Here is a 14,588-nt window from a genome sequence, read left to right as displayed (position 1 = left end):
TGAATGTCAAAAGATGTAATTAAGAATATGTTATGATTTTGATGCTAAGAGCATAATGACTATACTCTAAAATCCATAATCATAGCATAACGTAAAAAACAGTAATTTATTCTGTAAAATTATTTTATACCATCGTATTTCTTGAGCTGTTTACGATAATGCCACCTCCTATTACATCATCTCCTTCATAAAATACTGCCGATTGTCCCGGAGCAATACCTCTGACATTGGCATAAAATTCGACTCTTATATTATCACCATCAGCATGTAAAGAAGACATCACACCTTTATCATTGTATCTCACCTGAGTGACAGACTCCTGGCCTTCTATCAGGTTTTCATACTTCATGAGATTGATTTGACTTACAGTCATGCCATTTCTGACCAATTCATCGATTTCGCCCAAAACCACTGTATTTGTATCAGGTATGATTTCAGTAACAAACATAGGTGTTTTAAAACCACCACCCAATCCTTTTCTTTGTCCTATAGTATAAAAAGGATATCCATCATGCATACCCAAAATATCCCCGGCAGCATTGACGAAGGTGCCGCCTTTGACTTTTTCTTCCAGATCAGGAACCCGTCTTTTCAGAAAACCTCTGTAATCGTTATCAGGTACAAAACAGATTTCATAGCTTTCGGCTTTTTTACTTAATTCTTCATAACCATAGTCTTTGGCCATCTGCCTTATTTCAGGTTTACTAAATGTGCCTAAAGGAAATGAACTCCTTTCGAGGCATTCCTGAGTCAGTCCCCATAGTACATAGGACTGGTCTTTGCGGTCATCCCGTCCTTTTGAAATAAATTTTCTATCATTCATCTCTTTGATGATAGCATAGTGGCCGGTGGCAATAAATTCGCAATCCATAGCATCAGCACGCTTGAGCAAGGCATTCCATTTGATATGTGTATTACATAGGACGCAAGGATTTGGTGTTCTGCCGGCGATATATTCTTCTACAAAATTATCGATGACATAGTCACCAAACTCATCACGAATATCCACTATAAAATGATGAAAACCCATATTGACAGCAACCTGTCTGGCATCATTGATAGAATCAAGGGAGCAACAACCGGTTTCTTTTTTTGATCCTCCGGCACTGGCGTAATCCCATGTTTTCATCGTGATTCCAACCACTTCATACCCTTGTTCGTGGAGCATCATCGCAGCTACAGTACTATCGATACCGCCACTCATTGCTACCAGCACACGGCCATTTTTACTCATTTATTATCAGATATTGGTAATTTGCGCAAAGATAAGGTTTTTTCTGCCAAAGTATCGTGCTGGCAATTTGTCAATCATTATAAGAGATGAATTATTGGTAGTTCAAAAGTTTTACAGTTAAGTTAAAATTATTGGTTTAATCCACAAAAAGCTGAAGCCCTTTGAGATAGTGGCCTTCGGGATGGAAGAGCCCTATAGGATGATCCGGACCCTGACTTAATGATTTCACTACCCTGATATTTCTTCCTGATTCCATACCTGCTGCTACGATGGTGTCATAGAAAAGCTGTGTTCCCACCACCTGGGAGCATGAAAAAGTAAAGAGCATACCTCCTGGCTTTACTTTTTTTAAAGCTAAGCTATTTAGTCGCTTATATGCCTGAACAGCATTATGCCTTTTATGAAGACTTTTGGCAAATGCCGGTGGATCCACGATTACTATATCATACTCTATGTCATTTGGAGTGGTTAGAAAGGTCATCACATTTTCGCAGTGGCTATGGTGCCTTCCGGCAAATTGATTTAATATTACATTTTCTTCCATCAGATCTACTGCTTTTTGAGAAATGTCCACAGAGTCAACCTGCAGTGCTCCTCTCATAAGTGCAAATAGTGAAAAACCTCCTGTGTAACAAAAACAATTAAGCACATGCTTTCCTTCAGAAACTGAGCCTACTAATAATCTGTTTTCTCTTTGGTCAAGGAAAAAGCCGGTCTTTTGTCCGCTTTCTACATTGACTTTAAAGTTAACTCCATTTTCCTTTACTATGGTTTCATTTTTATTTCCCAGAATAAAATGATCATTAATATCTGTTTTTAGTGAATCGGGAAGGGTATCTTTAGCTCTGAGATAAATATGCCGAATCTGTTCGGGCATACATGCAGAAATGGAGCTTGCAATATCATGTGCTGCAAGGTACATTCCTGCAGAATGACATTGGATCACCGCTATGTCGCGATAAATATCGACAATCAAACCAGGTAGACCATCACCTTCGGCATGTATCAGTCTGTAACAATTAGTTTCTGCGTTCGGTAAGTTTACAGCTTTTCTGTATCGTATTGCGGCTGAAATTTTCAATTTCCAAAAATTCAAGTCGATTGCTGTAGGTTCATAAGAAATAACTCTGATAGCTATCGAACTACCACTTTGATAGTGTCCCATACCTAAGAATGATTTATCCCAGCTTAAGACTTCAACAATGGTAGCATCCTTCACCCCATTTTCAATGGTGGAGATAGCTCCTGAAAAAACCCAGGGATGCTTTCTCAAAACTGATATTTCTTTTCCCTTTTTCAGTGTGATTTTTGAATAAAGCATGATAGATTTTTATTTTTATTGGAACAAAAGTATGATAAGTTGTCAATATGCAGCCTGAAATAAATTTTATATAAATGTTTTTTTTAATTTTTTTTGAATAAAAAATACTTCATATTAAAACAAATTTATATATTTGCCCCATCTATTATATTTGTTACTTAAAATAATAGTGTCCCACACAAAACAGTAAAGTATTTTTTGAATACATCTGAAGATTATTTCGGTTAATTCTTTAGTAAGTTATTCCTTAATATTTTTTATTTTTTTCAAATTTTCTGCCATTTCGGTCATGCAGATCGTTTGATGTTTTTTTTAAACTAAGGTCAAATAATGAAAAACAGTATGAAACACTTGTGTCATATCCTGACACTAAATTATTACGTATTTGTAATAATTGCCATCTTTAGCATGTTACTTCCTACCGGAGGTTTTTCTCAGTGCTCCCCCGCCAGCAAAACTGTAGAGGGTCTGGTCTTTATTGACAACAATCTAAATGGTATTTTTGAATCATCTGAGATAGGAAAATCCGGGATTTTGGTCCAGGCATATGGTGCTGAAAACCAATTACTTGGTTCGGCCATTTCAGGAAATTCCGGATCCTTTAGTATTGCTGGTCTTATAGATGGTACAAAAGTCCGGTTGACATTTGGAGATGTATCACCTTATGGTCATACAAAATCAGGTGTTAGTAATGGCACAAATGTACAATTTGTTCAAGTACCTGCATGTAATATTGGTTATGGAGTTGGTGAGCAAAAATCATTGTGTAATGAAGAAACAGAAATAATCACTACATGTTTTGTGAGGGGTTCTACAACCACGGGTCATGTAACTGAACCCACTATCGTAGCTATCAAATATGGCTTTGACACCCTGACAGGTGCCAGAAAATTTGCCATGCATGGAGAGACAGGGTCAATTTGGGGTCTTGCTTACAGAAGGAGTACCAAAGAGATTTTCAGTTCTTCATTTGTAAAACAACATTCCGGATTGAAGGAAGGACATGATGCCATTTTTATATCAAAGATAAATGGCGGGATGTATTCTACCACTCTTTTTGTAAATTTGAAGGATCTAGGAGTTGATGTAGGTACATTGACTGAAACTGACGAAACGAAATGTAACTATGGTCATCAGGTTGGCAAAATCGGATTAGGAGGAATTTCTGTTTCACCAGATGATAGATTTTTGTATGTGGTAAATATATATAATAATACATTAGTAAAGATTGATATCGACAATCCTACAAAAGGATCAACTGAGTCTTTTCAGATACCAGGCACGGGATATCATGCATTTGCTCTGAAGTTTTATGAGGGTAAAATTTACCTTGGCATCACAAAGCCAGGAGATGTTGCAAAAGTATTGGTCTTTGACCCGGTTTTGAAGACTTTTTCAGAGACAGGTGTGACTGTAAGCGTTGGTGCAAATTGGGTTGATAATCCAATACTTAATTCAGTACCTTATCATTGGTTGACGGATATAGATTTTAGTGATAAGGGAGATATGATTCTTGCATTATCAGATAGGATAGGGCATATGTTTTGTAACACGGCCGAGAGCAGACTGGATGAGCAAAAAGGTGATTTGATCATAGCATTTAAAAAAGATAATGGTTGGGAACTTGAGGACAGAAGTGTCCCTGGCAAAGAGTTTTTTAATTACGATTTTTGGGTTGACAACCCAGGATATCATCCTGAAACTACTTTGGGTGGTATTTATGTGATGCCTGGCCAAGGATCTGTGGTTTCGGCCGTTTTTGATCCCCATAGAGAATCATATTCCGGTGGATTACACAGATACAGTACCAGTAATGGTACATTATTAGGTGCAAAAGAACTATATACCAGACAAACCGAAGTCCTTTTTGGGAAAGCATCAGGTTTTGGGGATATTACGGCTATTTGTCCTAGTGCAGTTACTGAGATTGGTAATCTGATTTGGGTTGATTCTAATAAGAATGGCCTTCAGGATGCAGATGAATCGGGTATTGCCAATGTCTCTTTACATTTATATGACGATCAGTGTACATTGGTCTCGTCCACAGTTACTGATGCAACCGGTCGATACTATTTTAATGATTCAAATGTTGCTGAAGGAATAGTTAGTAATAGAAAATACTATGTTGGGATTGATCCAAAACATTTCAATACATCAACTTTCAGCTATGTATTTAATTCACATTACTATAATCTTACAGGTAATGTTGTCGATCAGGATCATATCAATAGTGATGGAAAAGCAACCCTTCCTTGTGGTGTCATGGAAATTTATGTTGAAAATATCAGACATAATTTTGACATAGGACTATCACCAGCCGGAAACTGTGATTTGAAAATCACTAAAACAGTACTGAATGACAAGGCTGCCAAAGTGACAGATGTAGTGAGATTCAGGATCGTTGTGAAAAATAATAGTGGTTTTGATATGTCATCCATAGAGATTGGGGACAAACTTCCTCCAGGATATATATTTGAATCTGGTGTCAACCCAGGTTGGACAAATGCCGGAGGTGTACTTAAAATTGTTAAAAATAAAAAATTAATTCCTGGTGATACTGACACTTCTTTTTTATCATTGACATTTGATCCAAGCATCAAAAATATCAATTTTGATAATGAAGCATCCATTCTGTCCGCTATCGATGGGAATGGAATTCAAATCAATGATATTAAAACTTGTTTCAATGTTCCGGAAGATGGTTTTAGTAAAGATTTTCCAAAAGTTTGTGATTTGGCTCTGATGCATAGATTCGCTGAAGATAAAATTCTTTCACCCGGATCTTCGGCAACTATTACATCCACCGTCTGTAATCAAGGAAATCTGGATGCAAAAGTAATCGAAATTGTTAATTACACCAGTGATAGTCTCACCTATATTGCTGCTGAAAACTCCTTAAAATGGGTTATGTCTACCGACAGGAAATACTTAATATATCGAGATACACAGACTTTATCTCCTAACACTTGTAGGGATTACAACATCAAATATAAGTTAAGCACTGATTCCACTATTACTCAAATTGTGAATTATGCAGAAATCAATGGTATGCAGTGCTCCGGAACTTCTGCAAATCTTGATTTTGATTCAACACCCGATCGAAATAATAAAAATGATAAAGGAGGTCAACCCAATACTGAAACTGATAATTTAATCACTGATCATAATATAATTGATGAGGACGACCACGATCCGGCTACAGTGAATGTGCAATTTATAGATTTGTCCATAAGAAAACATGCGGTGCTGCGTAGAGTGGTTGTGGGTACTATAGTTAATTACTTTCTTGATATCAAAAACTTAGGTCAGGCATCGGTATCCAGAGTTTTACTAAGAGATTATTTGCCAGTATATCTAACTTTGATTGACAGCTCATGGGCTCTCTCAGGTGATGTTGCTCAAAAATCAATAACTTTTCCAGGTAATTTACAACCGGGAGAAACACATAGGGCAACAATAAGATGTCAGGTAAATGACCGGGCAGTACATCCTATTATCATTAAAAATAAGGCTGCTATAGGTGAAATATATGATCAATACGGCATTCAAAAATCGAATTTCGATTTAAGTTCTCTACCAGCTGACAATAATGACATTATAGAAAAAAAGGGACTCACCGATGATGATGTAAGTTCATACGATATTTCGTTAATTTGCCCTCCAGTCATTGATTTTTGCTCAGGTCAGTGTGTTGTAGGTACAACATCAGTTAACGGAATGATTGGAACATATATCAAATTTGCCGGTATCAAAGGTGATGAATGGCGTGTATTTCAGTCTGAAGGGCTGTATGATACTTTGAGTACGAGAGGAAATCCCCTTACACTTTCTAATCCATATATCCTAAAAACTCAATATCATACAGATGATTATGATGATTATGTATTTAAAGCACTTCAAATAGATGGTAAAGGTTTCAGCGTAACTTTTATTAATAAATTTGGAGAAACAGAAACTATATCAAATCTAGCAGGCTTTTGTAGTTTAACAAAAGTAAGCCTTAATGGCCCTGCCGGAGTATGTATAGGTAGTGAGTCATCAAGATATGTTGGTTCTGCAGTTTCCACTTCCGGTAGCCCTATTATTTATGATTGGGTAGTAGATGCTGATGGTTCTTCTCAATCCACTGACACATTATGGAATAGAGGTCCCATCTTAGATACACTGTGGACAGTTACAGGAAATCAAAAAATCAGAGTTTTTGCAAGAGGTGAATGTACTTCACCTGGAGAGTTAAATGTGTCTGTAAGCAATGCCCCAACTGGGTCTATGGTCTGCAGTGGAGATATAAAATTGGATTGGGAGAACATTGTTCAACGCTGGTTACACCATCAATGCTGGCCGCTGGTATCCTGCCTAGTGAAACATCCTATTTGGTTATGCTAACAGATGCCAAAGGTAATCCAATTCCAAATGGAACAGTTACTAAAGAACATGCCGGTACAAAAGTGATGGCAAAATTAATAGAAATATGCAGTGGTAATTCATGCTGGTCATGGATCACTGTAGAAGATAAGATGCCACCTGTATCTCTTTGTAAGAACATAGAATTGACATGTTTTGCTTTAGCTAACTTTGATGGTCCCTTTGAAAGAGATAATTGTGGAGGACCAGTACAAAATGTAATCGTTAGTGAGACAGTCACACCCGTCTGTCATGACACTATCCTAAAATATATTGACAGAGTGTATCTGGCCACTGACAAATTTGGAAACAGATCAGATACGTGCCGATTGCGCATTACGGTTTTAAGGCCAAATCTATCAGTTGCCAGGGGCATATTGACATTCCCTGTTGATAGAATCAAAATGACAGCAGTATCGTGTGATTCTCTCAAATTGGACGATGAAGGCAGACCAAGTCCTGTCGAATACGGAAGACCTAAATATGGACCTTATCATATTTACCCTACAGGTACAGAAATTTGTAATATTGTTTCATGGTTTACGGATAAAGAGCTAAAAGCAGGTTGTGTTAAAAAAATTATCAGAACATGGCACGTGTATGAGCAGTGTGGTTCATTATATCAACACCGAACACATGAGCAAGTGATTGAAATTTTGGATAATAAAGGCCCAAGAATTGAGCCGCTTCCAAATGTCACAATAACAACTTCAGGGCATGATTGTGCAGGTGAGTATGTTGTTCCTGTACCCGTTGCAATAGATACTTGCAATAATGAAGTGACAATTGATATCATCTATCCGGGTGGTATTATTAGAAATATCAAACAACCTACAAAGATTAAGCTTGCTGCATCAGGATTGGCACATGTCATCACTGTTAGGGCTTATGACGAGTGTCTAAACTCCCACCAAATATCATATACAGTAAAAGTCGAAGACAATACTGCTCCTACGGCCATTTGCAAAGGAGAAACTGTAGCTGGGTTGAACTCAAAAGGTGAAGCCTATGTTTATGCTCATCATGTCAATGACGGATCATATGATGAATGTGATTTGAGTAAAATTCTTATCAGGAGAATGAATCCTACTAATTGCCTTCCATGTGATGCTCCAAAAATTCCTGGATTTACTTACGTCGGAGAATTTTTAAATCCAGGAAAAAATGCCCCTCATCACTATTATGTATCCAAACATAGGGCAACACCGGGTGTTGCTGCAAAAACAGCAGCTGCAGTTGGCGGATATCTTGTACAGATGAACAATGCAAATGAAAATCAGTGGGTACTAAACAAATATCTGGATTGGAATACAGCTGAAGATTACATCATTGGTTTGAGAGATGCTGTTGGAAAAGGAGAATTCAGATGGTATAATAATAACCAGCCTTTAAGCTATATAAACTGGGAAACTGGATTTCCTGTGGATGTAAACATCACACCAATCAATCAAAGGAATGACTCAATATATGTCAGAACAAAACATACAAATGGCAAATGGGTCAATTTTGGTAATGAAAGTTTGGAATATCTTTATATCGTTGAAATTGAAAACCCATGTGGATTTAGCGAATCATTAAAATTCTGCTGCGAAGATGTGGTGACAAATCCGCATACTGTAGTATTTAGAGCAGTTGACAAATCAGGAAACTGGAATGAATGTATGGTCAATGTGACAGTACAGGACAAGTTTGTTCCAAAGATAACATGTCCGGATGATGCTACTTTAGATTGCAGTGAGGCTTACGAAGGTATGGATCTTACAAGGTTCGGAAGGCCGACTGTAATTGATGCTTGTAATCCTCAGGATAGTATGTTGCGTCCGGTATTCAAGTTAAATCCATGTAGAGTTGGTACTATCGAGAGAACATTCAGAGCTTATGATGGTGTAAATTCTGCGACATGCACTCAGATTATTACAGTGACAAGTGACGAAATAAATAGGTTTAACCCTATAAGAGATGTAGACTTTCCAAATGAATTTTATGAAGTAAAAGACAAATGTTCAGTAGCTGATCTGGAGCCGGACAACTTACCTGCCGGACATGGTCGACCTGTGATACGTCAGACAGCTTGCAGTATGGCATCGGCTACTCATAAAGATGAAATATTTACTTTTGCAACAGGTGCATGTTATAAAATATTGAGAACGTGGACAGTAATAGATTGGTGTGAAATGGAGAGATTAGGCGGAAGCTATGTTCCTCAAAAATTTATACAAACCATTAAAGTTAATAATACTGTACCTCCATTCTTTGTAGGAGACATTCCTGAAAGGGACACTTTTGTAACTGCAGATGGTAACTGTACAAATGCAATTGTAAATCTTGAAGTTACTGGAAGAGATTTATGTACTCCTGACAATCAATTAAGAAGACTTGTAAAAATCGATCATGGCAATGATGGCAGTTATGAGCATTCTATAACCGGTGTCGGACATATCAACAGGATTACAAACAGGAGCTTTCCGGTAGGTATCACTAGAGTTCAGTGGTCATTTGAAGATGCATGCGGCAATATTATTACAAGAGATCAATTTATCCTGGTACAGAGTAGTGGAAAACCTGTAGCCGTAGCTTTGGAAAAAATAAGTGTAAGTGTAGAGCCTTGGGATGTTGATGGAGATGGAGTACCTGATGTCGAGAAAGTCTGTATAAATGCTGCTTCGCTTGATGCTAGTAGTTATTCGACATGTTGTGAAGGGAAGCCGTTGAGATTTAGCTTCTCTGCCAATCCAGATTCTACCAAGATGTGTTTTGATTGCAGACATGTTGGTCAAAACATAACTATTCAATTATGGGTACATGATTGTAATGGAAAAACTGATTTCGTAAATGTCAAAATTGACGTACAGGATAATAATAATTCCAACATATGCAGGAATTTATGTGTTGACAACCCAATTTCTGTAATTATTTCCGGCAATACTAATGTTTGTAGTGGAACATCAACTACATTGTCAGCATCAGGAGGATCAAGTTATCAATGGAGTACAGGAGCGAATACATCTTCAATTACAGTAAGTCCTTTGCAAACGACTGAGTATACTGTGATTGGTACAGGTCCGTTTGGTTGTTCTGATACAGCTTCAGTAATAGTTACTGTTATACCATCTCCTCAGGTTGGTATTACCGGAGCAAATATCTGTATGGGTGGATCTACAACAATAACTGCAAGTGGTGGCGGTACCTATGTTTGGAATACCGGAGCAACTACTGCTGCGATCAATGTAAGTCCTGTGGTCAATACCACTTACACCGTTACTGTAACAGCAACTAATGGATGTACTGCATCGCTGTCAAGAGTTGTGGTTGTGACACAACCTCCCGTGGTTACAATATCCGGAAATACTGTTGTTTGTATCAATCAATCAACTACTTTGACAGCGTCAGGCGGGACTTCATATGTATGGAGTACACAAGCAACTACAACGTCTATAACAGTAAGTCCAACTTCAAATACCATTTATACAGTAACAGCTACTGATTCTAATGGATGTACTGCATCGAGTTCAATAACGGTGACAGTAAATGGATTAACAATCAATCCTGCCATAACTGGCGATACCAGTATTTGTATTGGTGAATCTACAGTTTTAACTGCATCTGGAGGTATAAGTTATAGATGGACTACAAATGCTACAACCACTTCAATTACTGTTTCTCCAAGCGTGAATACAACTTATTCAGTCACTGTCACAGATATTAATGGATGTACTGGAATAACTTCTAAAACTGTGATTGTGAACCCTAATCCTACTGTTACCATTAGTGGGGGAAGCGTTTTTTGTCCGGGAAGTCCTCTCACATTAACAGCTTCAGGTGCTACCACGTATTTATGGAGTACAGGCCAGACGACTTCGAGTATATCAGTAAGTCCAGCTGCACCAACTGTGTATAGAGTGACAGGTACTGATTCATTTGGTTGTATAGATACTGACACAATACGAGTTACCTTAGGAGATCTTTCTAATGTTTTAATTACAGGTAACAATCTTATTTGCCCTGCAGACTCAACCACTCTAAGAGTGGTAGGAGGAGCTTCATATGTTTGGAGTACCGGAAGTACAATTGATTCAATTCGAGTATCACCTAGTGTTACAACAACTTACTCTGTTACAGTCACAGTGCCAAATGGTTGCACGGCTGTTTTAACAAGGACGGTAACGCTTAGAACACCTCCAAATGCTTTAATTACAGGAAACTTATCAATATGTTCCGGTGGATCCACTACGTTAACTGCTTCTGGGGGTATGTCATTTCTTTGGAGTACCGGAGCCACTTCTGCAGTAATAGTCGTAAACCCGACAGTCAACATGACATTTTCGGTTACTGTGACAGATAATAATGGATGTAAAGCCTCTACTTCGGCTGCAGTAAATATAATACCGCCTCCAAATATTCAAATCACCGGAAATAATTCTATTTGTTTAGGAGATTCCACTATTTTGACTGCATCAGGCGGTAATACTTATCTGTGGAGTACAGGTGCTACCACCACTCAAATCACTGTAAAACCAACAATAGCTACAACATACACCGTTACTGCAACCGGAGCTAATGGATGTACCGGCGTTAGTAGTATTGTTGTAAATATAAGCAGTGCTCCAACAGCATCTATAGTTGGTGCCGATACTGTATGTATTTCTACAAGTACACTACTCACTGCCAGTGGCGGAGGTACATACTTATGGAGTACCGGAGCGACCACTTCTTTTATCAATGTAACAGTCAACGCAACTTCAACTTATACTGTAACTGTAACTAACAATAGCGGTTGTTCTGCATCTGCAAGCAAAATTGTGAATGTATTTACTCCACCGACAGTAACTGTAACAGGAGATTTGCTTATTTGTATTGGGGAATCTACTACCCTCACTGCTACAGGAGGTGTAAGCTACATATGGAATACACAAGCAACTACTAATTCAATTACGGTATCACCTGTTGTCACAACATCATATACAGTAACTGTCACTGATATCAAAGGTTGTACTGCCAGCAGAACAACAACCGTATCAGTGGATCCAGGAACATTAATATGTACTACGCGCAATTTTACAGCTCATTTGGGTCCAAATGGATCTGTGACAATTAGTCCGGCTGATATCAGTACAGGAACTATGGGATCGTGCCCAAATATAACAGCGAGAGTTACACCAGCAACTTTTTTCTGTAATGATGCTGATAGAACTATTACGGTCACATTGATTGTAAAAAATACCATAACGAACGACTCACTTACTTGCACAGCTCAAGTCACTGTACGTGATACAATAGATCCTGTCATCTCATGCCCAGCCAACCTAACTGTAAATTGTGAATCTTTTGACCCTAATGCACCTTTATCCACCTATGGAAATGCATCAGCTACAGATAACTGTCCTGTGGGTTTAACCATAATTGAAGGTCCTGTGATCAGAAATCTAAATATTTGCAATGCTGGTCAGATTATTCGTACATTTGTCGCGACGGACAGGAGTGGCAATTCTACTCAATGTGTTCAAATAATTACTGTAAGAATTTCAGGGATATTGACTCTGGCAGATATTGCTTTCCCTCCAAATATCACAGTGACCAATTGTCAGGGTATTGACACATCAAGGACTGGAAGGGCAAGGATTACAAGAACTTTAGGTCTTTGCTCAAGAGTATCAATTTCATTTACGGACAATCCGCCACCTCAAAATCCTTTATGTGCGCAAGTCATAACCCGAACCTGGAGGGTTGTCGATACATGTCAACTATTAGCAGGCACCAATAATGGTATTTTTAGTTTTAATCAAACTATTACGATTACCAATCAACCTCCAGTTATTAATGGTCCTTCTGTCTTAAATGTTATTGCTGACAATGAAGAGTGTATCGGTACCCTTGAAGGTGTTTTTCATAATGCAACAGGTTGTAATCTAACATTACTAAGCAATAGTCAAAATGACTTACCTTCTTTCAACATATCCGGACAATATCCTGTAGGTTCAACCACTGTGACCCTCACTGTAAGAGATGCCTGTAATAATATAGTTACAAGAGATGTCATAGTTCAGGTGACAGATACAACTCAATTGCGAATTAGATGTATCAAAGCATTTCCAGAAATGACTGATCAGCTTTTTGTAGATGCCCCAGTTTCAATGTATTATGAAATTACAACAAACTGTGATGATAATCGGGAAGTAATTGCATCATTTTCTTCAAGTAATCAAAATGATAATATAAAGCGTTGGAATTGTTCCGATATTAATACAGTATTTAGCTTTAGCATATACTTTTTTCATGAAGGGCAGTCAAATCATTTCTTTTCTTGTAATAATGCTCTTTCCAGAACTTTGGATCCAAATAACTTTTGCGGAACCCTTCGTCCTGTTGTTTCTGGAAATGTGAAGACTGAAAGTAATCAGGCCGTAAAAGATGTTGCTGTCGTATTGGAAGGTAGTAACGGATCTCCTGTGATGAGTGATGTCGATGGTAAATACAAATTTCCTGACATGCCAACAGGGGGTAAATATGATGTCATTCCTGCTAAAAATACTGGTATTCTCGATGGAGTAAGTACTATGGATTTGATCTTCATTCAAAGGCATATTCTTGGAATAGAATCACTCAAATCTCCATATCAACTGTTAGCAGCTGATGTTAATAAAGATTACAGAATTACAGCAGCTGACCTTACTATGTTGAGAAAAGTAATTCTGGGTGTTCAGGACCACTTTGGTGATAACAAGAGCTGGAGAATGGTGGACAAGAATCATAAGTTTCCTGACCCTTCTTCACCACATAGTACACCATTGCCTGAGAAATATCATATCAATTCTCTTGACAATAGTATGGAGATAAACTGGGTAGGAGTGAAGATAGGTGATGTCAACGGCAGTTATACAGCCAATGTAAATGATAATATCACAGTAAGCAGAGCTGCCGATTACAACCTTATTTTGAATAAGGCGGTGAGCACATTGACGGGTAAGTCAATACCGGTATCAGCCGGATTTGACCAGAATATAACAGGAATTCAGTTTAGTGCTTTTGTCGGTGCAATTGAAAATGTCAGGATTCATGCAGGTATGATGGATGTCCATGATTATCATTACTCCTATGCTGACGGGATATTACGAATGTCATGGCACAATCCTGAAGGTATCAAAGTCAGCAAAGGTGATGTAATGTTCAATATAGAGTTAAAGTCTTCTGAAAATATTCAGAATAAGCTCTCTTTGACAAAACTTATAAAGCCTGAGCTTTATTCCGAAGGAGATCAAACGCATACATTAGGATTTAGAAATGCTGAAATTGATGTTGATAAGTTTATGATCGTTGGTAATACACCAAATCCATGGAATCAAAGCACAGAAATCAAATTCCTTATACCATCTAATGGGGAAGTTGCTGTAAGGGTCAGAGATATCACTGGTAGGGTGATTTATTCGTGTAAAGAATATATGAACAAAGGTGAAAATATTATCATTCTTAACGCTGACCAGCTCAATGGGTCAGGAGTTTTGCTTTATGATATCACTTTTGGTAATGAAGTCAAGACGATGAAGATGTTGAATATAAGATAAATAATACTGTAGTTGATTGACCCCATAGACCCCTGTAAAGAGTTTTGCAGGGGTTTTTTGATTAAACCAA

General features: G+C 37.9%; 4 protein-coding genes. 2 read left to right on the top strand and 2 right to left on the bottom strand.

Going from position 1 to position 14,588, the window contains the following annotated elements:
- Positions 1 to 124 precede the first annotated feature (124 nt).
- Complete coding sequence (mnmA, locus tag IPK35_04040) at positions 125 to 1,234, bottom strand: tRNA 2-thiouridine(34) synthase MnmA (protein ID MBK8052454.1); 1,110 nt, start codon at positions 1,232 to 1,234, stop codon at positions 125 to 127.
- A 136-nt stretch (positions 1,235 to 1,370) separates the two neighbouring features.
- Complete coding sequence (locus tag IPK35_04035) at positions 1,371 to 2,555, bottom strand: class I SAM-dependent rRNA methyltransferase (protein MBK8052453.1); 1,185 nt, start codon at positions 2,553 to 2,555, stop codon at positions 1,371 to 1,373.
- A 342-nt stretch (positions 2,556 to 2,897) separates the two neighbouring features.
- Between IPK35_04035 and IPK35_04030 the strand changes: the two genes are divergently transcribed.
- Both IPK35_04030 and IPK35_04025 read left to right on the top strand, forming a co-directional pair.
- Positions 2,898 to 6,941 (top strand): DUF11 domain-containing protein, encoded by a 4,044-nt coding sequence (locus IPK35_04030; protein ID MBK8052452.1) that lies wholly within the window; start codon positions 2,898 to 2,900, stop codon positions 6,939 to 6,941.
- On the top strand, positions 6,854 to 14,518 hold the full coding sequence (locus IPK35_04025; GenBank protein MBK8052451.1) for a T9SS type A sorting domain-containing protein: 7,665 nt from the start codon (positions 6,854 to 6,856) through the stop codon (positions 14,516 to 14,518). Before IPK35_04030 ends, IPK35_04025 begins: the two co-directional genes overlap by 88 nt.
- Positions 14,519 to 14,588 lie beyond the last annotated feature (70 nt).

The organism is Saprospiraceae bacterium, from assembly GCA_016713025.1.
Lineage (GTDB): Bacteria > Bacteroidota > Bacteroidia > Chitinophagales > Saprospiraceae > OLB9.
Note: the sequence above shows the minus strand (reverse complement) of the source record. Positions and strands in the feature narration are given on the sequence as shown.